The sequence below is a fragment of the Mycobacterium colombiense CECT 3035 genome (assembly GCF_002105755.1).
GTDB classification, from domain to species: domain Bacteria; phylum Actinomycetota; class Actinomycetes; order Mycobacteriales; family Mycobacteriaceae; genus Mycobacterium; species Mycobacterium colombiense.
This window is the reverse complement of record NZ_CP020821.1, coordinates 1,275,573-1,299,883: the sequence shown is the minus strand read 5'-3', so window position 1 is coordinate 1,299,883 and position 24,311 is coordinate 1,275,573. Positions and strand designations below refer to the sequence as shown.

At 68.8% G+C, this 24,311-nt stretch carries 19 protein-coding genes and 1 pseudogene; 13 read left to right on the top strand and 7 right to left on the bottom strand.

The window, feature by feature from the left end; genetic code table 11:
• Positions 1–7 precede the first annotated feature (7 nt).
• Positions 8–1,336: an alpha-amylase family protein gene (locus B9D87_RS05985; RefSeq protein WP_040629859.1), complete on the top strand. Its 1,329-nt coding sequence runs from the start codon at positions 8–10 to the stop codon at positions 1,334–1,336.
• On the opposite strand, the gene B9D87_RS05980 is transcribed toward B9D87_RS05985, so the two are convergent.
• Positions 1,322–1,759, bottom strand: a complete 438-nt coding sequence (locus tag B9D87_RS05980) for a DUF1810 domain-containing protein (RefSeq protein ID WP_007771309.1) — start codon at positions 1,757–1,759, stop codon at positions 1,322–1,324. The two genes, B9D87_RS05985 and B9D87_RS05980, sit on opposite strands and share 15 nt — an antisense overlap.
• 18 nt (positions 1,760–1,777) lie before the next feature.
• Here B9D87_RS05980 and B9D87_RS05975 point away from each other — a divergent pair, with 18 nt between their 5' ends.
• The 9 genes and pseudogenes from B9D87_RS05975 (at position 1,778) to B9D87_RS05935 (ending at position 10,558) form a co-directional block, all read left to right on the top strand.
• Entirely contained in the window at positions 1,778–3,016 is a 1,239-nt protein-coding gene (locus B9D87_RS05975) for an alpha-hydroxy acid oxidase (protein WP_007771311.1), read from the top strand.
• Between the two features lie 114 nt (positions 3,017–3,130).
• Positions 3,131–3,865: an alpha/beta fold hydrolase gene (locus B9D87_RS05970; protein WP_085382796.1), complete on the top strand. Its 735-nt coding sequence runs from the start codon at positions 3,131–3,133 to the stop codon at positions 3,863–3,865.
• Positions 3,866–4,150: 285 nt separating this feature from the next.
• A pseudogene (gene lon, locus B9D87_RS05965) lies at positions 4,151–6,471 on the top strand (endopeptidase La).
• Positions 6,472–6,695: 224 nt separating this feature from the next.
• On the top strand, positions 6,696–7,046 hold the full coding sequence (locus B9D87_RS05960; protein WP_040629864.1) for a hypothetical protein: 351 nt from the start codon (positions 6,696–6,698) through the stop codon (positions 7,044–7,046).
• A gap of 66 nt (positions 7,047–7,112) precedes the next feature.
• Positions 7,113–7,502, top strand: a complete 390-nt coding sequence (locus tag B9D87_RS05955; protein ID WP_007771319.1) for a nitroreductase family deazaflavin-dependent oxidoreductase — start codon at positions 7,113–7,115, stop codon at positions 7,500–7,502.
• A gap of 40 nt (positions 7,503–7,542) precedes the next feature.
• On the top strand, positions 7,543–7,875 hold the full coding sequence (locus tag B9D87_RS05950; RefSeq protein WP_007771321.1) for a TfoX/Sxy family protein: 333 nt from the start codon (positions 7,543–7,545) through the stop codon (positions 7,873–7,875).
• Between the two features lie 43 nt (positions 7,876–7,918).
• Positions 7,919–8,545: a hypothetical protein gene (locus B9D87_RS05945; RefSeq protein WP_007771323.1), complete on the top strand. Its 627-nt coding sequence runs from the start codon at positions 7,919–7,921 to the stop codon at positions 8,543–8,545.
• Positions 8,546–8,552: 7 nt separating this feature from the next.
• Positions 8,553–9,278: a DUF72 domain-containing protein gene (locus B9D87_RS05940; RefSeq protein WP_007771324.1), complete on the top strand. Its 726-nt coding sequence runs from the start codon at positions 8,553–8,555 to the stop codon at positions 9,276–9,278.
• Positions 9,279–9,325: 47 nt separating this feature from the next.
• The gene (locus tag B9D87_RS05935; protein ID WP_007771326.1) at positions 9,326–10,558 is read left to right on the top strand and encodes an NAD(P)/FAD-dependent oxidoreductase; all 1,233 of its coding nucleotides are present in this window, start codon (positions 9,326–9,328) and stop codon (positions 10,556–10,558) included.
• 2 nt (positions 10,559–10,560) lie between these two features.
• On the opposite strand, the gene B9D87_RS26470 is transcribed toward B9D87_RS05935, so the two are convergent.
• From B9D87_RS26470 to B9D87_RS05920, 3 genes are all read right to left on the bottom strand, one after another.
• Complete coding sequence (locus tag B9D87_RS26470) at positions 10,561–10,884, bottom strand: hypothetical protein (protein WP_044485613.1); 324 nt, start codon at positions 10,882–10,884, stop codon at positions 10,561–10,563.
• 282 nt (positions 10,885–11,166) lie between these two features.
• Positions 11,167–11,583: a hypothetical protein gene (locus B9D87_RS26830; protein WP_080598540.1), complete on the bottom strand. Its 417-nt coding sequence runs from the start codon at positions 11,581–11,583 to the stop codon at positions 11,167–11,169.
• Between the two features lie 840 nt (positions 11,584–12,423).
• Positions 12,424–15,042 (bottom strand): ATP-binding protein, encoded by a 2,619-nt coding sequence (locus B9D87_RS05920; protein ID WP_007771328.1) that lies wholly within the window; start codon positions 15,040–15,042, stop codon positions 12,424–12,426.
• A gap of 266 nt (positions 15,043–15,308) precedes the next feature.
• Between B9D87_RS05920 and B9D87_RS05910 the strand changes: the two genes are divergently transcribed.
• A complete protein-coding gene (locus B9D87_RS05910; protein WP_007771329.1) occupies positions 15,309–16,364 on the top strand; it encodes a hypothetical protein in 1,056 nt (351 codons plus the stop codon).
• 100 nt (positions 16,365–16,464) lie between these two features.
• The gene (locus B9D87_RS05905; RefSeq protein ID WP_007771330.1) at positions 16,465–16,893 is read left to right on the top strand and encodes a hypothetical protein; all 429 of its coding nucleotides are present in this window, start codon (positions 16,465–16,467) and stop codon (positions 16,891–16,893) included.
• Here the strand turns inward: B9D87_RS05905 and B9D87_RS05900 are convergent.
• The 3 genes from B9D87_RS05900 to B9D87_RS05890 form a co-directional block, all read right to left on the bottom strand.
• Positions 16,890–19,016 carry an NAD-dependent epimerase/dehydratase family protein gene (locus B9D87_RS05900; RefSeq protein ID WP_007771331.1) on the bottom strand — a complete coding sequence of 709 codons (2,127 nt, stop codon included), beginning with the start codon at positions 19,014–19,016 and terminating at the stop codon, positions 16,890–16,892. The two genes, B9D87_RS05905 and B9D87_RS05900, sit on opposite strands and share 4 nt — an antisense overlap.
• Before the next feature lie 113 nt (positions 19,017–19,129).
• Positions 19,130–20,614: an acetyl-CoA acetyltransferase gene (locus tag B9D87_RS05895; RefSeq protein WP_007771332.1), complete on the bottom strand. Its 1,485-nt coding sequence runs from the start codon at positions 20,612–20,614 to the stop codon at positions 19,130–19,132.
• A gap of 19 nt (positions 20,615–20,633) precedes the next feature.
• The gene (locus B9D87_RS05890) at positions 20,634–23,042 is read right to left on the bottom strand and encodes a CaiB/BaiF CoA-transferase family protein (RefSeq protein ID WP_007771333.1); all 2,409 of its coding nucleotides are present in this window, start codon (positions 23,040–23,042) and stop codon (positions 20,634–20,636) included.
• 200 nt (positions 23,043–23,242) lie between these two features.
• Here B9D87_RS05890 and B9D87_RS05885 point away from each other — a divergent pair, with 200 nt between their 5' ends.
• Positions 23,243–24,160, top strand: coding sequence for an undecaprenyl-diphosphate phosphatase (locus tag B9D87_RS05885; protein WP_007771334.1), 918 nt, complete (start codon positions 23,243–23,245; stop codon positions 24,158–24,160).
• Positions 24,161–24,311 lie beyond the last annotated feature (151 nt).

The following is a 24,311-nucleotide window of genomic DNA, read 5'->3' as shown; positions in this document are numbered from 1 at the left end:
CGCCGCCGTGTCCAGTGCCGTGACGGGACCCGCCTGGGTCCAGCACGCCATCTGGTGGCAGGTCTACCCGCTGGGGTTCGTGGGAGCGTTCCCCACGCCGCAGTCACACGAGCCGCCGCAACCGGACGAACACCGGTTGCGGCGGCTCGTCGACTGGTTGGACCATGCCATCGAACTCGGGGCGTCCGGTATCGCGCTTGGCCCCATCTTCGCCTCGCGCACACACGGTTACGACACCACCGACCACTACCGCATCGATCCCCGGCTCGGTGACGACGCCGACTTCGACCACCTGGTGGCCGAGGCGCACCGGCGCGGCCTGCGCGTGCTGCTCGACGGCGTGTTCAATCACGTCGGCGAGGATTTCGCACGCTACCGCGCGGCCTCCGACGACGACGCGGCGGCGCGCTGGTTTCGCGGGCGCCCCGGCCGCTTCCACACCTTCGAAGGTCACTCCGGGCTGATCACCCTCAACCACGACAACCCCGAGGTCGCCGACTACGCGGTCGACGTGATGGCCCACTGGCTTGCGCGCGGCGCCGACGGCTGGCGACTCGACGCGGCTTACGCGGTGCCGCAGCACTTCTGGGCCACGACCCTGCCGCGGGTGCGCGAGCGCTACCCGGATGCCTGGTTCGTCGGCGAGCTCATCCACGGCGACTACGCCGCGGTCGTGCGGGCCGCAACCTTCGACTCGGCCACGCAATACGAGCTGTGGAAGGCCATCTGGAGCAGCCTCAACGACGGTAACTTCTTCGAGCTCGATTGGGCGTTGCAGCGCCACAACGACTTTCTGAGCGCCTTCTCCCCGCTGACGTTCATCGGCAACCACGACGTCACCCGCATCGCCAGCCGGCTGGACGCGCCCGAGCACGTGGCCCACGCGCTGGTGCTGCTGCTGACCATCGGCGGGGTGCCCAGCGTGTACGCCGGCGACGAGCTCGGCTTCCGGGGTGTCAAGGAAGAGCGGTACGGCGGCGACGACGCGGTGCGACCCGAGTTCGGCTCTCCCCCATTGCAACTGGATGACGTCGGCGTCGAGACCTGGCGGTTGCACCAGTATCTGGTCGGGTTGCGTCGGCGCTACCCCTGGCTGCACGGGGCCGCCACCACCGCGCGGCTGCTGGAAAACCTGCACTACGTGTACGAAACCCGCAACGGCGACGATGCACTGCTGGTGGTGCTCAACATCGACGACCAGCCGCTGCGGGTCTCGCTGCCGAAGCTGGGCACGGCCCGCGCGCAGGTGATCGGGGGATCGGCGGCACCGCCGCAGGAGGTCGTCGACACCGTCGTCGTCGAGGGCCGGGGCTGGCGAATCCTAAGCCCGGCCTAGGCGCTCCAGCGTGAGACGGTCCTGCCGGCCGTCGTAGTACTTGTCGAGCAGCGCGACGAAGTCCTCGTTATCGTCGGTCGCGTTCGAGAACAGCGTCATCGACGAACACAGCTTCAGGTCGTCGGGCGAGCCGAAGATGTCGCCGGCCGACCGGCCCCGCACCTCGTTGACCAGCCTGGTGCATTCACGTAACCGCGACCCGAGCAGCTCATGACGCAAGTACGCGCGGGCCTCGTCGAGCGACGAAATGCCGTAGCGCACCGCCGTGGGGCTGCCGCCCAGCCACCGCAGCTGCGGGAAGACGAACCACATCCAATGACTGCGCTTTCGGCCGGCCCGCAGCTCGTCGACCACGTCGCCGTACACCGGCTCCTGCGCGTCCACAAAACGTTTGAGATCGAACGGGTCGCCTGCCGGATCCATATGACTACGGTTGCACACATGGCAGTGCAACGACGAGTGCCCAAGGTGCGCGATCTGGCGCCGCTGCTGCAATTCAAGCGGCCCCGGTTCAACGCGACCCGGCGCCGCCTCGACGCCGCCTACACGATCGAGGATCTGCGGGCCATCGCCAAACGGCGCACCCCCAAGGCGGCGTTCGACTACACCGACGGCGCCGCCGAGGACGAGCTGTCCATCCAACGTGCGCGACAGGCGTTCCGCGACATCGAGTTTCATCCGACCATCCTGCGCGACGTCTCCCACGTCACCGCGGGCTGGAACGTGCTGGGGCAGCCGGTCGTGTTGCCGTTCGGGATCGCGCCCACCGGTTTCACCCGCTTGATGCACACCGAGGGTGAGATCGCCGGCGCGCACGCGGCGGCCCGGGCGGGCATCCCGTTTTCCCTGTCCACGCTGGGCACCTGCGCGATCGAGGATCTGGTGACCGCCGTCCCGCAGGGCCGAAAGTGGTTCCAGCTCTACATGTGGCGCGATCGCGAGCGGTCGATGCAGCTGGTGAAGCGCGCCGCCGCGGCGGGATTCGACACGCTGCTGGCCACCGTCGACGTTCCCGTCTCCGGTGCGCGGCTGCGCGATAACCGCAACGGCATGACGATCCCGCCGACGCTGACGCTGCGCACCGTGCTCGACGCCGTGCCGCACCCGAAATGGTGGTTCGATCTGCTGACCACGGAGCCGCTGGCGTTCGCGTCGCTGGATCGCTGGCCGGGCACGGTGGCCGAATACCTCAGCACGATGTTCGATCCCAGCCTCACCTTCGACGACCTGGAGTGGATCAAGGCGCAATGGCCCGGCAAGCTCGTCGTGAAAGGGATTCAGACGCTCGAGGATGCGCGGGCCGTCGTCGACCGCGGCGTCGACGGCATCGTGTTGTCCAATCATGGTGGGCGCCAATTAGATCGGGCCCCGATCCCCTTTCACCTGCTGCCCACGGTCGCGCGTGAGCTCGGGAAGCACACCGAGATCCTGCTCGACACCGGCATCATGTCGGGCGCCGACATCGTTGCCGCGATCGCGCTGGGGGCCCGCTGCACCCTGGTCGGGCGCGCCTACCTGTACGGCCTGATGGCCGGCGGCGAGGCCGGGGTGAGCCGCGCGATCGACATCCTGGCGAGCGGGATCCTGCGGACCATGGCGCTGCTGGGCGTCACCTGTCTGGAAGAGCTGACTCCCCAGCACGTCACGCAGCTCAAGCGGTTTGGTCCCCTCGATCAGTGACGCGCGGTCAACAGCGCCGCCGCGGCGGATTGTGTGGGATACAGGTCCGATTTCGGGTTCTTCGCGCTCGTCAGGCAGCGCATCATTGGCTGCATCCGAGCACTAGGAGTGGCAATGAGTTCTCTAGTTCGTCCCCAATTCACCACGATCGACGGACTTTCGGTGCGTTTCGCCGAGGGCGGACACGGCGACCAGGATGCGATCCTCATGAGCCCCTGGCCTGAGAGCGTGTACGCGTTTGAACAAAGCTGGGAGCAGCTGGCAGCGCACGCGCATGTGGTGGCGGTCGACCCGCCGGGATTCGGCAAATCCGATTACCGCGAATCCCTGATGAACCCGAAGGCGATGGGCGACTTCATCGTCCGTATCGCGGACACGTTCGGATTGGACAATCCCCACCTGGTCGGCCCCGACATCGGCACTTCGTCGTCGTTGTTCGCGGCCGCGGCACAGCCCGGCCGGTTCCGCAGTGTCGTCGTCGGCAGCGGCGGCGCGGCGGTGCCGATCCAGGTCACCGGGGTCTTGAAGGATTGGGTTGAGGCCACCGATCTCGAGCCGTACATAAAGTTGGGCGGTTGTGCCGTCGTCGAGATCGCGCTGGGCACCATCGCGGGTTACCAACCCTCTGACGAAATCCGCGGGGACTACATGTCCGCGTACGAGGGTGACCGCTTCGCGAGAACCATCCCGTACGCCCAGAGTTACCGCGAGTACCTGCCCCAATTGGCTGAGCTGCTGCCCGGGATCCAGACGCCGGTACGCATCGTTGCCGGGGCCGACGACCAGGTGGTGCCCCGGTCAACGCCAAATTCTTGCAGCAGCGCCTTCCGCACAGCCGGGTCGACTTGATTCCCGGTGCCGGGCATTTCTGCTGGGAGGAAAAACCCGCCGAATATGCCGCGCTGGTCACCGACTGGTGGGCTCGGGCTCACCTGGGTTGAGGTCCCGACAAGGCTGGTGCGGGTGCCAGGTTCACGTTCATCGCGGTACGCAGTTGGCGACGAGTGTGAAGCTGGCCGCACCTTCGGGACCCAATGTGAAGCTGGCCGCAGGACTCGGCGCAGACGTCCCTCTTGGGAACAAACCGCCGCCGGGCTGGGTTAAGCGCATCAGACTCAACTTTTGGAGGATTTGATGGCTGAAGCCAAGTCGGTGCCGGTGCTGTTTGTCACTGACACCATCGTGCTGCCCGGAATGGTGGTGCCGATCGCGCTGGACGACGCCGCCCGCGCGGCGATCGACGCCGCTGCGGCGAGCGAATCGGGACAGCTGCTGATCGCCCCCCGGCTCGAGGACCGCTATCCCTCGCACGGCGTGATCGCCAAGATCCTGCAGGTCGGTCGCATCGCCGGCGGCGGCACCGCCGCCGTGGTGCGCGGCGAGCGCAGGGCCCAGATCGGGGCGGGCGCGTCCGGACCCGGCGCGGCGCTGTGGGTCGAGGTGACCGAGGTCCCCGAGGCCGAGGCGACCGACGAGATCAAGGCGCTGACCGCGGAGTACAAGAAGCTGCTGCTGGCCATGCTGCAACGCCGCGAGGCCTGGGAGATCATCGATTACGTCAACAGGCTGACCGATCCGTCGGCGCTGGCCGACACCTCCGGGTACGCGTCCTACCTGACCAACGCCCAGAAGCGGCAGCTGCTGGAGACGGTCGACGTCGCCGAGCGGTTGCGGGTGCTGATCGACTGGACCAGCGACCACCTGGCCGAGGTCGAGGTGAGCGACAAGATCGCCGAGGACGTGCGCGAGGGCATGGAGAAGACGCAGAAGGAGTTCCTGCTGCGCCAACAGCTGGCCGCCATCCGCAAGGAGCTGGGCGAGGGCGAACCCGACGGCTCCGATGACTATCGCGCCCGCGTCGAGGCGGCAGAGCTGCCCGAGAAGGTGCGTGAGGCCGCGCTGCGCGAGGTCGGCAAGCTGGAACGCTCCAGCGACCAGAGCCCGGAAAGCGGCTGGATTCGCACCTGGCTGGACACCGTGCTCGACCTGCCCTGGAACGTCAAGACCGAGGACTCCGCCGACCTGAAGGCCGCGCGCGAGATCCTGGACGCCGACCACCACGGGCTGGACGACGTCAAGGATCGCATCGTCGAATACCTGGCCGTGCGGGCGCGCCGCGCCCAGCGCGGGCTGCAGGTGGTCGGCGGACGTGGTTCCGGCGCGGTGATGGTGCTGGCCGGCCCCCCGGCGTCGGCAAGACCTCGCTGGGCGAGAGCGTGGCCCGCGCGTTGGGCCGCAAGTTCGTGCGCGTCGCCCTGGGCGGTGTGCGCGACGAGGCCGAGATCCGCGGGCACCGGCGCACCTATGTCGGCGCGCTGCCGGGCCGGATCGTGCGCGCGATCGGCGAGGCGGGATCGATGAATCCCGTTGTGCTGCTTGATGAGATCGACAAGGTCGGCTCCGACTACCGTGGCGACCCGAGCGCGGCGTTGCTCGAGGTGCTGGACCCCGCGCAGAACCACACCTTCCGCGACCACTACCTGGATCTGGACCTGGACCTGTCCGACGTGGTGTTCCTGGCCACCGCCAACGTGATCGAGAACATCCCGTCGGCGCTGCTGGACCGTATGGAGCTGGTGGCCATCGACGGCTACACCGAGGACGACAAGGTCGCCATCGCGCGCGACTACCTGCTGCCCCGGCAGCGGGACCGCGCGGCGCTGACCGAGGACGAGGTCGCGGTGACCGACGCCGCGTTGCGCAAGATCGCCGCCGACTACACCCGCGAACCGGGGGTGCGGCAGTTCGAGCGGCTGCTGGCCAAGGCCCTGCGGAAGGCGACCACCAAGCTGGCGGTCGATCCGGCGTCGCTGACCATCGACGAGCCGGATCTCGTTGACTACCTGGGGCGTCCGCGGTTCATGCCGGAGTCGGCCGAGCGCACGGCGGTGCCGGGCGTGGCCACCGGCCTGGCCGTGACGGGCCTGGGCGGCGACGTCCTGTACATCGAGGCCGGCGCTACCGACGGTGAGCCGGGTCTGCAGCTGACCGGCCAGCTGGGCGACGTGATGAAGGAGTCGGCGCAGATCGCGCTGTCCTACGTGCGCTCGCATGCTCCGGAGCTCGGCGTCGATCCCAAGGCGCTGGACCGGCGCATCCACGTGCACGTGCCCGCGGGTGCGGTGCCCAAGGATGGCCCGTCGGCTGGTGTCACCATGGTCACCGCGCTGGTGTCGATGGCGACCGGACGTCAGGTCCGCTCCGACGTCGGCATGACCGGTGAGGTCACGCTGAACGGCCGGGTGCTGCCGATCGGCGGCGTCAAGCAGAAACTGCTGGCGGCCCAACGTGCCGGGCTGTCAACGGTTTTCATTCCGGCCCGCAACGAGCCGGACCTGGATGACGTGCCCGGCGAGGTGCTCGAGGCGCTGGACGTGCGGCCCATGACCGACGTCGCCGAGATCGTGGCACAGGCGCTGGAACCGGCGCCCCAGGCCGCGACGGTGGCCGCCTGACACCGGACTGAACGCGTGTTCAGCCGTTGCTGGCGCGGCACCCCCGGGGAAGGCCGGCAGGTTTCGGCCTCCCCCGGGGCCGGGTATCTATGGGCGCAGAGGGAAGACCGGCCGAGGGGGGTATGACCTCTAAGCCCGACGTCAACAAGGGCGCGGGTGACGAACAACAAATCACGCCGTGAGCCCGCCGATGGTGGGCATAGCGGCTGGGTAAGGAGTTCATCATGAGGTTGAACAGAATTGCTGCCAGCGCCGCGATTGCGGGCGCTTTGACGTCGGGTGCTCTCGGAGTGGGCGCCGGATTCGCGCAGGCCGACCCGCAGGGGCCCAACCCGCCGGTGCCAGGCTGCGTTGGCGGCCCGGGCGCGAACTGCAACGGGCCGGGCACGCCGCTTCCGCCTGGGCAGCGCGGATTCCCGCCGCCGGGCCACTTCAACGACCCGGTTGGTTACGGGTACCCGGCGCGCTGGACGCCTCCGGGTCAACCGGGCGATTACCCGGTCGTATTCAACCCGGACGTAAACCAGTGGGGCGTTTTCCTGCCCGGTGGTCAATTCGTCGCCTACGCGACGTAAAAACCGCACAACGAGACGGCCGCCGCCCATGCGGCGGCCGCTCTCTTTGCGGCAGAATCGCGGGGTATGAGTGACTTCGCGAAACTGAAACGGCAAGTCGTCCATCGTGTTCAGCGGCTGGTGGTCAACCCGGTGGGTCGCCAATTGCCCATGACCATGCTGGAAACCACCGGCCGGAAGAGCGGACAGCCCCGGCGCACCGCCGTGGGCGGCCGCGTCGTGGACAACCAGTTCTGGATGGTCTCCGAGCACGGCGAGCACTCGGACTACGTCCGCAACATCAAAGCCGACCCCGCCGTCCGCGTACGAGTCGGCGGGCGGTGGCGCAACGGCACCGCGCACCTGCTACCCGACGACGACGCCGTGCGGCGGCTGGGCAACCTGCCGCGGCTGAACAGCGCGGTGGTGCGACTGATGGGCAGCGACCTGCTGACGATCCGTGTCGATCTGGATTGACGCGGCCACGCCTGTCGGAGCGCGGGAATAGGGTCGTGCCATGGCCTACGACGAAGACCTGGCCAACCGAATCCGCGAGCTGCTCGGCACCGAATCGGGTGTCGACGAAAAGCCCATGTTCGGCGGCCTGGCGTTTCTGATCAACGGCAACATGTCCGTGGCCGTCAGCGGGCAGGGCGGGCTGCTGGTACGGGTGCCGCGGGAAGACACCGACAAACTCGTCGAACGTGCGCACGTCAGCCCGATGGTGATGGCCGGCCGGGAAACCCGCGGCTGGTTGCGCGTGGAGCCCGCCGGCGTGCACACCGAACGCCAGCTCGGCGGTTGGGTGACCCGCGGAGTCGGGTACGCGCGCAGCCTGCCGCCCAAATAGCGGGTCCCGTTTGTCCGCGCAGGGCGCGGGTACGCGGGTGCCTATGGACAAGCGGGTGCGACGACTGCTCGACGTTGCCGGTACCACTTATGCCGCGCAGGCACGTATCACGATGAGCGACAAGCCGATGCCGCTCTTCGAGCTCCTGGTGCTGTGCATGCTGGCCAGCAAGCCGATCGACGCGGGCATCGCCACGGCCGCCGCGCGCGAGCTGTTCAAAGCCGGCCTGCGAACCCCCAAAGCCGTGCTTCAGGCGAACCGGCAGACCATGATCGACGCGTTCGGACGCGCCCACTACGTGCGCTACGACGAGAGCTCGGCGACCCGGCTCGCCGACATGGCCGAGCGCGTTCGCGACGAGTACTCCGGTGATCTGCGCCTGCTGGCCGAGCGCAGCCGGCATGATTCGGCCGCGGCGAAACGAATGCTCAAGCAGTTCAAGGGAATCGGTGACACCGGTGCCGACATCTACCTGCGCGAGGTTCAGGACGTGTGGACGTGGGTGCGGCCGCACTTCGACGACCGCACCACCGGCACCGCCAAGCGACTGGGCCTTCCCGCCGACCCGAAGAAATTGGGATCGCTTGCACCGCAGGACAATGCGCGGCTCGCCGCCGCCTTGGTCAGGGTTTCGCTGGACGACGACGTGCGTCGGCGGGTGACCGGCTGAGCGACCCGTGACCATACGCATCGGCACCTCGGGGTGGTCCTACAACCACTGGATCAACGTGCTGTACCCGACCGGGACGCCGTCGGGACGCCGGCTCGCCCGCTACGTCGAGGTGTTCGACACCGTCGAGCTGAACGCGAGTTTCTACCGTTGGCCCCAGGATTCGACCTTTACCGGCTGGCGCCAGCAGCTTCCGGACGGCTTCACCATGTCGGTCAAGGCGCATCGCGGCCTGACACACTACCGGCGGCTGGCCTCACCGGAGCCGTGGATCGAGCGGTTCGAGCGCTGCTGGCAGCTACTGGGTGATCGACACGGGGTGCTGCTCGTGCAGCTGCACCCCGAGCAGCAGCGCGACGACGCGCGCCTGGATTCCTTCCTGGCCCGCATGCCCGAATCGATCCGCGTCGCGGTCGAATTGCGCCACCCGTCGTGGAATGACCCCGCCGTGTTCGAGTTACTGGAACGCCGACGCGCCGCCTACGTGGTGATGAGCGGGCTCGGACTGGACTGCATCCCCCGAGCGACGACCGATTTGGTGTACATCCGGATGCACGGCCCGGATCCGGACGCCAACTATGCCGGCTCCTATTCCGGCGCCGACCTGCGACGCTGGGCCGACCGCATCGCCCAGTGGGACCGCGACGGCAGGGACGTGTGGATGTATTTCAACAACGACCTGGGCGGGCATGCGGTCCGCAACGCGCTGGCCTTGCGCGACCTGTTGGGGTGAAGGCTCGCGAGTAGGCTGGAATCCTTCGAAGGAAGGGAGCGCCCATCATGGCCGGTTCGACCAGCTTCGTGATCGTCGGCGGCGGGCTTGCGGCGGCTAAAGCCGTAGAAGCATTGCGCGACAACAACTTCGATGGTCACATCGTGGTATTCGCCGACGAGGAGCATCTGCCCTACGAGCGGCCCCCACTGTCGAAGGAGTATCTGGCCGGCAAGAAGTCGTTGACCGATTTCACCGTCCGCAACTCCGACTGGTACCGGGATAACAACGTCGACTTGCGGCTGGGCACCCGGGTGTCGGATCTGGACGCCGCCGGCCACACCGTGGGTCTCGCGGACGGCACCACCGTCGGTTACGACAAGCTGCTGCTGGCGACCGGCTCGGCGTCGCGGCGCCCCCCGATACCGGGCTCGGACGCCGGCGGCGTCCATTACCTGCGCACCTACGAAGACGCGGTGGCGTTGGATTCCGTTCTGACCGAGGGCGCGTCGCTGGCCGTCGTCGGCGCCGGATGGATCGGGCTGGAAGTCGCGGCCGGCGCCCGTCAGCGCGGGGTCGAGGTCACCGTGATCGAGGCGGCCAGGCAACCGCTGCTTGCCGCGCTCGGCGAAACCGTCGGCGAGGTGTTCGCCACCCTGCATCGCGAGCACGGCGTGGACCTGCGGCTCGAGACCGAGGTCGAGGAGATCACCCGGGCGAACGGGGCGGCGACCGGAGTGCGGACCCGCGACGGGGCGGCGATCACGGCCGACGCCGTGCTGGTGGCCGTCGGCGCCAAGCCGAACACCGAACTCGCCGCGCAGGCGGGGCTGTCGATGGGCGACGGCGGGGTGCTCGTCGATGCCTCGTTGCGCACCAGCGACCCCGACATCTATGCCGTCGGCGACATCGCCGCGGCCCAGCACCCGCTCTTCGGCACCCAAATCCGCACCGAGCACTGGGCCAACGCGCTCAAGCAGCCCGCGGTCGCGGTGGCCGGAATGCTGGGCACGCCAGGCGAATACGCGGAGTTGCCGTATTTCTTCACCGACCAATACGACCTCGGCATGGAATACGCCGGGCACGCGCCCGACTCCGAGCGGGTGGTGTTCCGCGGCGACGTCGCCGGCCGTGAATTCGTCGCGTTCTGGCTCGACGGCGACGACCGGGTGCTGGCCGGAATGAACGTCAACGTCTGGGATGTGCTCGACGACGTCAAGGCGTTGATCCGGGCCCAGGCGCCGGTCGACGTCGACAAACTGTGCGACCCGCAGTCGTCGTTGGCCGACCTGCTCGGCTGAGGTCAGTCGGGCACGCCGATCTCGTCGCAGATGGGCGGGATGATGATCAGGTTGCCGCGCGGGGTGCAGAAGGGATGCGGGGGTGGTGGCGGCGGCGACGGTGGAGGTGTGAACACCGGGGCCGGAGTGTCCGCCGACACGAAGCTGTTCACCGGATTTCCGTGTGTGTCGACCATCCGCACATTGCCCTGGCCGAACGGGACCTCATACCAGGTATGGCACACACCCATGTCCCATTGGATGCCGCGGAACGGCAACCCCTGACCAGGACACCAGTTGTGCGGCTGCGGAGAAAACGTGTCGGCATGGGCCGGACCTGCCGACAACGCGAATAGGACTGCCGCACTACCCGATACAAGCGCGCTGGTGATGGCCTTCTTTGGACGATGATGTGACATGGCCTCACGTCCTTTCCGGACGGTTTGCTGCTGACGAACACCCAGGAACAATTGGCTGCTACTCGACTAAGTACACAAGCCTTCGGTGCACTACCGATCCCAACAATCGGCCAAAGCCATGCCCGTCGGCTGGCAACCACGGCGGCTGAATAGATCCGTCAGACAACGTAATTCGGTCCACAGCGCGGGGCCATATTCGCGCGGTGCGCATCACGGCGTCCCCGAGCACATGAAGGGGAACCCGCACGGTGGCTTCTGCGTCGCCTCCGGCGGCGGCGGATCGGTTCCCTCCCACACACTGGTGTCAACGTTTCCGTGACCCCAGAGGACGCCCCACCAGGTGTGGCACACAGACCTGTCCCAGTTGACGCCAAGCCCCTGTGAACCGGGCGGGCAGCCGTGGCCGGTCGCTCCGCGAATTCCCATTCCATCTCCGGGGCAACATTTGTACGGCCCGGATGCGCCCGGCGGCACGGGCCCGTCTTCGGGCAAGAGGCCATGGATCGACGGCATGAATCCGCGGTCGGCTTCGGCGGTACCTGCGGCCAGGCCCAAGGCCGCCACCGCGACGCCGCCTGACAGGAGTGTCCTGGCGATAATCCTCTTCAGGTTGTGCTCGGTGTTCACGTGCCGGCTCCTTTGTCTCCGGTGGGGTCTTCGGTCGGCAGAACCGGACGCATCCCGGCAGCGGGGCCGGGGCGTGTGTGTAGTTAAGAGTGTGCGTCGGCGGGCGGGCGCGGTTGATGGGCAATTGGGCCCATTTTTGACACCCGAAACAGGGTTAGCTCACACAACCGGGGCAAGGACCTGGATCGCCCTCAATCAGCATCGGGCTAACTTGCCTATTTTGTCCCCCGTTAGTAGCCCACGGCGGGGAATTCGGAGCGAGCTTGCCGACCATAAAGTGGTGGCAGACGTTCATGTCCCAATCTGGCGGCCCATGATTCGGCTGCGGCAATGGCATGCCCGGACACCACACGTAGCTGCAGGCCATGCCGTTGCACACCGCATGCGGATATGGGTCGGCTCGGGCGGTAGCGGCTCCGACGCCTAAAAGGGCCACGGCGACGCCGCCTGACAGCAGTGCCCTCGCGATGATTGTCTTCGGGGTGTGCTTGGTGTTCATGCTGTTTTCCTTCGTTATCCGTTCCCGTACCCCAATTCGCCAGGGCGGCAACCAGGTTCGCCACGTTGGCCAAGGCGATCATGAGTTCACGTGTGGTCGTGCGTTCAGTTCCCGTTTATGCGATGGCGGCGTGATGGTGGCCGCTGCGGCAGCGATCGGCAGGCCGGTGGGTCGCTGCCGTGTGATTGATGATGTGCCGGCTCCCTGCCTTCGGTGGGGTTTCAGTTGGCGGACATGGCATATCCGGGCGGCTCGCCCCGGGACGCCTGTGCGTAGTGTGCGCCGGCGGGCGGGCGCGGTTGATGGGCAAGTAGGCCCATTTTTTGACGCGAGACGTCGAGTCAGAGCCCTGAGGCGGTTTGGCGCTGCAGAGCGCGGGCGGCGGCCTGGATGCGGTTGTCCACGCCCAGCTTGGCCAGGATCGCCGCGACATGGTGCGCGACGGTTCTGTGGCTGATGGTGAGTTCGGTGGCGATGTCGGCGTTGCTGTGGCCAGCGGCGATCAGGGACAGTATTTCTCTTTCGCGGCGGGTTAGCCCGTCGGGGTCGACGAGGATGTCGGCGCGGCGGCTGCGGCGGGTGGGCCCACGCAACTCGGCGAGGCGTTGCCGTGCGCGCCGTGCGGCGGCCTTGGCGCCGAGGCTGCCGAAGGTGGCCAGCGCCGATTGCACGGCGGCGATATCGCCGCCGAGTTGGGCGATCGCCGCCTCGTAGGGGCAGCCGCGCCGCTGCCATTCCTGGACGGCGGCCTGCCAGTCGCCGCGGATCTCTGACTCGAACGGTGTGCGTGGGTCGCCGCCGTCGGCCACGGACCAGCCGCCGGCCAGATACAGCCAGCGGTGCAGCGCTCCGACCAGCCAGGGGTCACCGTGGGCACCCGTGGTGGCCAGCCCTGCGTGGGCTTCGCTGCGGCAGTTGTCGTCATTGCCGGCCAGCCAGGCCGCCTCGGCGCGCGCTGCCCACACCGAGAAGAACCGAAGGTGCTCCGTTTCGGCGCCGGCTACGGCGTCATCAAGCAGCGTGACGGCGGAGTGCTGGCCGCGCCGCGCATGGATCAGGGCGAGGATGAGTTGCGGCAGAATCCGGTTCACTGCGGCCAGGCCTGGCCGGGTGAGCAGATCTTCGGCAGCTGTGCGGGCGTGGTCCCAGTCGCCGCGATGCAGCCGCACCATCGCATCGACCCCGACGATTAAGGCCTCGAAGGTGAACACGTTGTGGTCACGGCAGTAGGCGAGCGAGTCGGTGATGTAGCGATCGGCGCGATCGATGTCGTGGTGCATCGCCGCCAGCAAGCAAACGAGAGTCGCCAGCAGTCCGGCATGTTCGCCGCGAGCTTCGGTCGCCATCGCGTCCCGCCACGTCGCTTCCAGCTGTTCCCAACCGGTGTTGGTGGTGAGGATCTGTGCCGTCGCGGCAGCAGCGCGGGCCCGGATAACCAGGGCGTTATCACCGATGCGCGTTCCCAAGGCGATGGCTTGGGCGGCGTAATCAACGGCGCCCGGGTCGAAACCCCAGCTCCCGAACTCGGCCAAGTTGGCCAGCGCCCAGCCCAGCTGCGGACTCGGTCCGGCGTCTTTCACCAGCTCTAACGCGGCTTGTGCAGCATCGAAGGCCTCGCTTACGCGGCCCATGCCCCATAGCTCATGGGACATCCAGCGCAGATTCTCGCTTTGGCCGAGCGGATCGCCCAACGCGAGACGCCAGCGGATCGCCTCGCGCCACGACGACACCGCCGCCTCGGCGAGCCCGCACAGATAGCAGGTCACCGCGTGCTGCTCCATCCAGCGCACCTTTTGTTCGACCGGGACGCTATCGGCGTGGCGCAGCGTGAGCTCGTATAGCTCGGCGGCTTCCCGGTTCGCGCCAAGCGCCGACGCACGCTCGGCGGCCGCGGGCCCATAACGGATGACGGCGTCAGTATCGCTGGCCTGTTCGGCGTGAAACGCCAACGCCGCCAAGGTATCCGGATCGATGGGTGGTTCGGCCAGCACCGCCAGTGCCCGTTTATGCAACGCTCGGCGCTGGTAGCTGGAGATCTGGTCGGAGGTGGCGCGGCGGGCCAGTTCGTGGCGGAAGTCGATGACGTCGTGCCCTTCGACCAGCACCCCGGCGTCGAGGCATTCGGCCAGCCCGACCCCGGCCGCGGAGCAGACATTTTCCACCAGGGCAACAGCGGCGCGTGGGCCGCAGACCGCTACGGCAGCAGCGGTCTCGCGCGCGGCCGGCGACAGGCGGGCCAGCCGGCCGCGCACGGCTTCGGCGATGCTGCGGGGCAAGCCCTGCCGGGTCAGCGCGGCCGGGCCGGCGGCCAGCACCTCGGTGACGAAAAACGGGTTACCCCCAGTCAGTTCGTGTAGCTGCTCGGCGTTGACCCCGCTGCCGGTGGCCAGCTGTGCCACCGCATGGCGGCTCAGCGGCTCGAGCCCGATGCGGCGCACCGCCGCGCATGTGGCCACGTCCCCCAGGGCGACCGACAGCGGGTGCTGTCGGTCAAGTTCATCGTCGCGGTAGGACACCACCAGCAGCAGCGGCAGCGACTCGGTGCGCCGGGCCAGGAAGCGCAGCAGATCCAGCGTGGCGCCATCGGCCCAATGGGCGTCTTCGATCACCCACACCCAGCTGTGCCCGTCGCGCAACACCGACAGCAGCCGCCGGTAGAGCACGCCGGTGTCACCAGATTGGATCGCCGCGTCCAGCGCGCCGGCCGCGGCGGGACCCACCCCGGCCAACGCGTCGATCAGCGGCCCCAACGGGCGCGGCGCGACCAGCGGATCACACCAGCCCCGCAGCACCCGCATCGACGAATCCAGGCCGGCGCCAAAGTGATCCAGCACCGCGGTCTTTCCGACCCCGGCCTCCCCCCGCACCAAAACCAGACGCCCGGCCCCGCCGCGGGCAACCTGCCGCGCCACGTTGCCCAGCTCGGCGAGCACCGCCGAGCGCTCCAGTAAGCCCTCCACAGGCGCCGCCTCGTTCCGCCAAGACCCACGGTGCCGTCTGTGCCGGGTGCCAGAAAAATGGGCCCAATTGCCCATCAACCGCGCCGCCCCGCCGGCGCACACTACACACACGCGCCCCGGGCGGGCCGCCGCGGCCGCAGCAACCGCACGTCCGGACATGATGCGGCTCTCACTGTAGCCGCGACACCGCCCTGACGCGTCTTGTTCCGCAGCGTTCGGCGTCACCGGCCCCGGGGGCCGGCAAACAGTCAGTGGGAGGAATCGGGATGCGAGTCAACGACAGCCCGTCCGCGCCGCGCCAGTTCGTGGCATCCCCTGCATCCGTGTCCGCCACAATGAATGAATTCGCCACCGGGAAGCGAACTCTCAACGCCGTATACGGCTTGGCGATCGGCGTCGGTTTGGTGGCCGGGGTGGGCGTGGGCGCCGGCGCGGGCGTGGGTACCGGGATCGGGGTCGGCCTGGGCGCGGGAACCGCGATCATCATGCTGGTCCCCCTGGCCTGGTTGGCCTACGCGTGGTGGCGTTCGCGCCAAAAGGTCCTCGTTGGCGTGACGAACGAAGGCCTGAGCATCGATCGGTGGCCGGGTGATGTCTTTTCATTCGCCGATGCGACGCTGGGCCCATGGGTGAACATGGGTGTGGCGCTTCACCTTCGGTCTGGCTCTCACCGCTTTGTTCTCGGCGGACGAGATCGTCGCATTGCCTCCTCGACACGGCTCGACGCGCCGCCGGTCCAGGCGGTCGACGCCTGGTTGTGGGACGCAGAGTTCGATGAGCTTCTCACCGCGGGCGGGCGGCAGGGTGGAGCCGATGTGCGCGGGCCTGCGCCAGGGGAAGCGACTCGGTGTCTGCTGTTTCCCAACCCCTATCTGGCCGAACAGATGGGGTCGTTCGCCTTCCGAAAACACCTACAGCTTCAGCGATCACTCTCGCAGCCGAGCCTGATCCTTGACGTGGACGACGACGCGATCCGGGTGATCGACCCGAACCGCGATACGCCCAGTGGCTCGGCGTCGCGTGCGCAGGTAACCGCGACTCCGGCGATCTACCAACCCGATAGCGTCACGAGCGGTGACGGCAGCACGTATGACTACGCCGCGATCCCTGGCCTGGTCGTGGGTGTTCCCGGTGTGCCGCCGGTGACCATCGGATGCCTCGACTTGGTGGGGTCGCAATTTCGATTTTCGTGGCGCGGTGATGCGCATCGGCCGAATGACCGCCCGGCATATGTGGTCTCGGCGGCGGATTGGCGAACGCTCGCCGAGAAATTCGGGCTGGCCCCGCATCTGGAAGACATGCGGCGGTCGCCCACAACCTAGACACCGGCAACACCACGCCGATTTCAGCAAACCGCTATCAGGAGGGACCACGATGACACGGCCCGGCCAAAGAGGCGCTCGTCCTCGACTCCTCACGAGCGTGGGCTTGTTCGTCGCTTCGCTCGCGCTGTTAGCCATCGCGACGTTCCTGGTATGGAATCAGCACTACGGCGTTCCCGCTCGAGTGACAGTCGACAACTGCTGGGACAACGGGGCGGATAGTGTCAACGTGCCCATCAATAACTGTTCCGCGCACGCAAGCGGCGCGCCGAACGGGTCGGTGATCATCAGCGGTGCCTCGTCTCCAGACGTCGGTCACGACGTCGAGGTCCACCGAACCGGTGAATTTGTCATCAAAGACACCTGGTGGGAACCGCTTGTCATCGCTGGCTTGGGTTGCGCTGCCGGCGTTAGCGCGGTCAGGGCCATCGCGCGCCGCCGACGGCTCGCCCCAACCGCACAGAGCTGGGAGGCCAGTGGGGTACGCGAGCTTGACCGCATTGGCCACTCCGACCGGCCGAGCGACTAGCCGGCGGTGCGCTCGGGGTCGGAGCCGTCGGCGCCGCGCGGCACCGGGGTCCAGGCCCCGTCGATGACGTCGGGCGGGCATTGCACCTGCAGCCGTTCCCGTTCGGTGCGGCGGCGCTTGATCCGTAGCCGCGCGTCACCGGGCAGGGTGACCAATTCGTTGCAGGTCAAGTAGTACATGTCGTCGACGTCGTCGATGAGATCGGCCTCGACTCGCAGGGAACCCAAGGCGCGCAACGTCATTCGAAGTTCGTTCGTGAATCGCATCGTGGTGTCGTGGGCCAGCTCCCTTGAGCCGCGGGAGCCGGTGGCGGCGTGTCCTTCCGGCGCCGGCGACGGTGCGGGCAGCGCGGCGGCGGCAGCGGCGGCGATCAGCAACGTCGTCGGGTCGTCGGAGAATGTCGTGCTGGCCAGCTCGGCCTCCCCCGGGCCGCGGTGCCCGATCCGGTCGACGGCGGCGTCCACGACGGCAGCGGTCTTCGGTGACAACGCGCGAATGCTCGCGAGGTTGCCGTCGGCGGCCAGCGCGCACAACGGTGGGTCGGCCCGCAGCGCGGCCGCCAACCCGGCGATCTCCGCGGCGACGAGGCCGCTGTCGGTGATCATGCCCACCCCGGGCACGCTGCGATGCGCCTGGCTGCGCACCGGCGTCGCGGCGCTGACGCCGGCGTCGATCAACCACAGCGCGTTGAGGATCCAGCCTTGATGGATGCGGTCGCGCAACAGCCGGAGCCGGACTTCCAGTGCCGCCTCCGGCAGCAGCGCGAGTTGGCCGGCGTCGAGGTGCTCCGCGGTCGCTGCGGCGCGATAGGCGCGGGTGTCGGCCCGCAGATGGCGCAACAGGGCCACCGACCGACCCGCGGCCACCGCCTTGGCGACCGAGCCGAGCGCTCCGCCCGCCAAGGCCGGCTCACCGAACGGCAGCGGATCCCCGACGTGGGGCCGGCCGACCAGCGCGTCGCGGGCGACGGCCTCCTGGTCCCAACCGGGCAGCTGGGAGGCGGCGATCAGGTTGACCGATACCCCGACGTAGGGGCGGTGACCGAACACCGCGATGGCCCTGCTGCCCCACTCCTCATCGACCGCGTCGCCGAGCGCGAGCGCCTGGCCGAGCACCCGGCTCGCGGCGCGCAGGCCGCTGAGCTGAACGTCGAGCGTTATCGGTGTGAGCGGTCCCGGCAGCGCCTGGTTGAGGGCGGAGCCACTGAAGATCGGGAACCGCGGATCGATCTGGTCGTCGAATTCGCCCTCGATGCCCTCCGGTGCCGCGCTGCGCGCGTCGGCCGCCGCCCGCCGGCCGTGTGCCAGCACCTCGACCGGGAGCGCGAGCCGCCCGCCGTGGTTGATCGCGCCGGCGGTATCGAGTCGGCGGCCGACCAGTCCGCGTGCGGTGTCGGCGACCGCGTCCAGAGCGTGCCAGCCGAACTCGAACGACCAATCCTCTTGCGCCGCCGAAACATTCATCTCCGGGATCAGTCGCGACCAGCTGCGCACGCCGTGCAGCCGGGACCGCGGGTCGGTGGCCCGCAGCATTCGCCAGGCGGTGATCAGATTGACGGTGTCCGGGCTGGCGAGATCCACCACACCGGTGCGGTCGGTGTTCAGGGCCAGTACCAGGAAGCGCATCAGGTCGTCGAGATGGAGCACTCGCATGGGCTCGGCCGAGGCCTTGGCGCGCACCAGGGTGGCCACGGTGCGGCACACCATCCAGTCGAGCTGGCGGCCGACCGGCGGCGCGATCCGGACGACCACGCTCGGGCCCCAGCTCGAGGACACCAAGTCCTCGGCCGGCCGGTACAGCTCGGGACGGCCGGCGGCCTGCGACACGAACAGCAGCCGGGAGCCCGCGCGGGCGGCCGCATCGGTCACCCGCGCGAGACCGTCCATGTCCGCGCTGCCGGGAGCGGACGGGTCTACGGGCGCCAGGTGGATCACCGCGTCGGCCTCGTCGGTCAGCTCCCGCAGGACCCGGTCGCGCAGCGACGTGCAAACAAACTCGACGTTGCGGTCGAGGCACGGATGGGGAAGCTCAGCAATGCCGGTGACCGTGTGCCCGGCAGCGATCAGCTGCCCAGCGACCAGCCGCCCGAGTGCGCCGGTGGCGTCGGTAACCAGGATGTGCACCTGGGCTCACCTCCCCCAACCCTCAGCACTCAACAATAGGCAAATAGGCCCTGGCTACGCGACCGTCAGTCCGGTAACGGTTCGGCGACCTGCCGTGATGCCGTAGCCGGGCGCTACCGCAGCGTCGCGCTGCCGTCCGCGGCGACGGCAACCTTGGCGCCACCGATATCTTCGCGCACCGACGCCTGCGCCGCGGCGCGATCGGTGATCACGGCCAGCGCTCGCGACCCGTCGGGCGTACGCACGGCCAGAAAAGCCTTCTCGGGCCGGCCGTCGCGGTCGTAGGGCGTCGTCCAGGCCTCGATGGTGCCGACGCCTTCCCACTGGATCGCAGCGTCCGTCGTCGGCTCCCGGTCGACGGCGGGTTGCGTGTCTTCCCAACGGAATTCGGCCGGCGGCTCGGTGCTGTAGACCCCGAAGCTGTGTTTGGTCAGGTAGCCGCCGTTGGCGGTGATCAGTCCGCGCCTGCCCGGATTGGCCACCAGCAACTCCGCCATGGTGGCAATCGAATGCATCACGTAGTTGCTCCACGGTCCGCCCGCGAACGTCAGTCCCCCGGTGACCGTCAGCGGTCGGGCGGGATCGTCGGTGCTCAGCCCGAGCTCGGCGGCCGCCACCTGAACCGCGGAGGGAAAGCAGGAGTACAGGTCGACGTAATCGATGTCGTCGATGCCGAGGCCGGCCAGCTCCAGCGCCCGCGCGCCTGCGATCCGGATCGCCGGCGACCGGTGCAGTTCGTGACGCTCGGCGATGGACGCGGTGTCGTGGGCGTCGGTGCCCGCGTGCGGGTACACCCAGCGCTCGGCGGGGATCTTCAGCCGGGTGGCCTCCCCGACCGACGTCAGAACCAGCGCCGCGCCCTGGTCGACCATGTTGTTGGAGTTCATCAGCTTGGTGTAGGGCCAGCTGATCATCCGATTCTGCGGACCCGCCTGCCCGATCTCGTCGGCGCTCGACGGCTTGCGGATCCAGGCGTTCGGGTTGTCCACCGCCACGGCGTTGAACCGTGCCCACAGCGCCGCGATCCGCTTGAGGTGATCGTCGACGGACTCGCCGTTGGCGACCCGAAGCGCCTCCTCGAACATCGGGTAGACGTAGGCCGGCCGGTCGAGGGAGATCCTGATCTCGGCGTCGCCGGCCATCGCGACGTCGTCTCCGCTGATCTCGGCCATCGGCACCGAGTGGTCCTGCTCGGTCCACACCAGCTTGGCGCCTTTGGCCCGCAGCCCCCGCCGGGTGCGCCAGGTTTCGGCGCCGGCGAGCAGCACCACCTTGGCGTTGCCGCGCTGGATGTCCAGGCAGGCCTGGTTGACCAGCGACTGCGGCACGTTGCCGCCGACGGGGCTGTACAGCGTGCTGAAGTCGGACGCACCGATCCGCTGGCCGAGCAACAGGCCCGGGTCGCGGTACTGGGCCGACAGGATGTTCACGATGCGGATCGAATCGACGGACTCGATCACCGCGGCGTCGGCGGCTTGCCCGGCCGCGGCCACCATCAGGTCCATCGGCTCGACCGAGCGGGTTTCCGGGTCGATCTCGTCGCGATGGTTGACCTGGCCACAGCCGATCAACACCGGGGTCCTGGGGTCGACGCTCATGGGAACGAATTTAGCGTGGCTATGGATCGGCTTCCTCACTCGGGACGGACAGGACGCCATCGTCGATCAGGCGCTGGATGTCGGCGGGGTTCATTCCCAGCACGCTTCGGCAGATCTCGACGGTGTGCTGGCCGGGCAGCGGGGCCGGCGCCTGCCGGGCCGCCGGGATGTGGCGGTACGGCGCCGGGCCCGTCTCGGCCGGCAACGGACTCTCGATCAGCGGATGGGTCATGGGGCTGTACACGTTTCGCGCGATCAGCTGAGGGTCCTCCAGCACGTCCGGCGGGCGGTTCATCGGCCCGGCCGGCACCCCGGCCGACTGCAGCAACTCGGCCGCCCGTAGCGGCGTGCGCGTGCGGGTCCAGCCGGAGACAAGCTCCACCAGCTCGTCGCGATGGGCCAGCCGCGCCTCACCGGTCGCGAAGCGCGGATCCTCGGCCCACCCGGTATGGTCGAAAACCGAAGCGGCGCGCCGCCATTCGTCGTCCGTACGGATCGAGATGACGCACCATTCGTCGTCGCCCGCGCACGGATAGACCGCGTGCAGGGCGGTGTCCTCGCGGATCTGGGCGACACCCGCGGCCAGCGCGGCCTGGGTGACGTACAGCGTGTCGAGCTGATTGACCACGACTTCGGCCTGGGAAACGTGCACGTGCGCGCCCCGGCCGGACCGGTTGCGGTGGATCAGCGCAGCCAGCGCGCCGATCGCCGTGACCCGCCCCACCACGTGATCGGGGAAGACCGTCGTCGCGTCGTAAAACCCGTGCCTGCCCGTGTCGGCGTCGCCCGTCGCGTCGCCGGATGTCCACAGCCGGGTGACCCCGGTGGTGGCGCGGACCAGCGGGCCGTAGCCCAACCGGGCGCTCCACGGCCCCGTGTCGCCGAACGCGCTGCTTTCGGCCAGCACGATCCGCGGGTTGATGGCGGCCAGCTGATCGTAGGAAAAGCCCAGTGCGGTAAGGGTTCCCGGCTTGAAGTTGGCGAACACCGCGTCGGCCTCGGCCACCAGGCGGGCAAAGATCTTCTTGCCCTCGGCGCTGCGCAGATCCAGTCCCAGTCCCCGGTTGTTGCGGTGCGTCCAGGCGAACGACTCGCTCATGGCGTCGCCGACGCGGGCCTGCCGCAATCCGTCCGGGTAATCGACGCTTTCGACCTTGATGACATCGGCGCCCAAGTCCCCGAACAGCCGGCTCAGCTCGCCCCCGGCGACTATGATGCCCAGATCGAGGATCCGCAGCCCGGCGAAGGGATAGTCGCCGAGCCGGCCCGGGGACGACGGCACCACCGACGGATTGCCCCGCCAATACGGTTCGTCGTGGCCCGCGGCCGGCACCGGCGTGCGAAAGCCCACGCGCCTGCCGTCGACGACGAAATATCCGGTCGGCACGCTGGTGCGCACGCCGGAGACGAGGTCGGCCTCGGTGATGGCGCCGACCGCCTGAAAGTGTTCGGAACCCAGGATCCGGGCCGGCGTCAGCACCGCGGCGATCGGCACCCCGTTCGCCTGGCCGGCCGCCACCAGGTCCTTCATGGTCTGCCCGGCGAACAGCTCCCGGATCAGCTCGCTGATCTGCGGCCAGGCCGCGAATCGCGCGCCGATCGCATCGTATTTGGGGTCCTGGAACTGCTCGGGCTCCCCCAGCCAGCGCCGCAGCCCGCGCCACTGCCGCGGCGCCATCACGCACAGCCGGACGTAGCCGTCCTGGCAGGGGTAGATCGGGTAGGCGTCCTGGTTCTTCGGGCGGCCCCGCCACCGCCCGCTGCGACGAACCCCGGCCGCCGCCTGTCCGTGTGCGCCGAAGGCGGGATCGAGGGCCATGACGACGGCGTCGAACCAGGAAAAGTCGATGTAATCGCCTGTGCCACAGCGCAACCGGTTGTAGTACGCCGCGAGCGCGGCCCACGCCGCCTGCACCGCGGCGGTCGACGACGCGATACCGTCGGGTGGCAGCACGGGGGTGCCGGCGGTGGGGCCGGACCGCGACAACGCGCCACACATCGCGTAGAGCACGGGGTCGGTGGCACGCCAGGACGAGCGCGAACCCGTCGCACCGAAGTCGGTGATCGACAGCACCACCAGGTGCGGATAGCGGGCCGCCAGCTCCTCGCCCGAGGTCCCGAACATGGCTCCGCGTTCGTCGGCGCCGGTGTCCACGACAATGTCGGCCTCCGCGGCCAGGTCCAGGAAGCGGTCGCAGTCCTCGTCGTCGAAGGGGTCGAGCACCGCGCTGCGCTTGTTCGCGTTGTGCACCGCGAAGGGGATGCTGGCGCCGCGCAGCGTGGGCAGCGCGTCGCGCCCCAGGCATCCGCCCGGCGGCTCCACCTTGAGGACGTCGGCGCCCAGGTCGGCGAAGAGCCGGGTGACCGCGTCCGCGACGCCGCTCGACAAGTCGAGGACGCGCACGGCGTCGAGCAATCCGTCGGCCATCTGGACACCGTACCTGCCTGGTCAGGCCGCTGCGCGGCGGGCGTTGGTGACGCCGACCGGCCACGGCGACGGCCAAAGTGCCGGGTGGGCAAGCTGATTCGGCCGGCCGGGCCTGCGGCTCCGGCGCAAGGTTCGTTCGAAGGGCGGCGTCCGCTATCGTCACAGGCCGATCCGCCCGACCGTCTCATGGAGGCATCCCTATGACCGCGCACCTGAGCTACGTGGAGGCCGTGGTGGTCGGCGCGTTCCAAGGCGTCACCGAGCTGTTCCCGGTCTCCAGCCTGGGGCACGCGGTGCTGGTGCCGGCGCTGGTCGGCGGGCGATGGGCCCAGGACCTCAGCGTGTCCGCCCCCAAGTCGCCGTACCTCGCGTTCATCGTCGGCCTGCACGTGGCCACCGCCGCCGCGCTGCTGGTGTTCTTCTGGCGCGACTGGGTGCGGATCCTGACGGGGTTCTTCACCTCACTGCGCCATCGGCGGATCCAGACGCCCGACGAACGGCTCGCCTGGCTGATCGTGGCGGGAACCATCCCGGTGGGCCTGGCCGGGCTGTTGCTGGAGCAGCTGTTCCGCACCACGCTGGGCAAGCCCGTCCCCGCCGCCGCCTTCCTGTTGCTCAACGGCATCGCCCTGTACGTGGGCGAGGTGCTGCGCCGGCGCATCGCGCCCGCGCCGGACGCGGCCGTGCTGGCCGGCGGGGAGCTCGAACACGGCGACGAGGCCTCGGATCACCGGCTCGCCCAACTCCCCCTGCCCCGCGGCGTGGTGATCGGTGCCGCGCAAATCCTCGCGCTGCTGCCCGGCATCAGCCGCTCGGGAATCACCATCGTGGCCGGACTGTGGCGCGGCCTGTCGCACGAAGACGCCGCCCGGTTCTCCTTTTTGCTTGCGACCCCGATCATCCTGGCCGCCGGTGTGTACAAGATCCCGGAACTCTTCGGGCCGCTCGGCGCCGGGATCGGCGGCCAGGTGCTGGCCGGCAGCGTCGCCTCGTTCGTCTGCGCCTACCTCGCCGTGCGTTTCCTGACCCGGTATTTCGAGACCCGGACGCTGACGCCGTTCGCGATCTACTGCGCGCTGGCCGGCGGCGCCAGCCTGGTCTGGTTTGCGCTGAGCTGAACGCCGGGCGGGGCGGCGGGCCCAATCCGCAATTGCGGCAATTCATTACACGATCTAGGTGAAAAACCTTCACCGGCGCGGTCACCAAAAGGCAACCGCTCGGTCTCAATTGGCGCAACAACGTAGGTGTTGCGCGTGACGTAGCTCACCA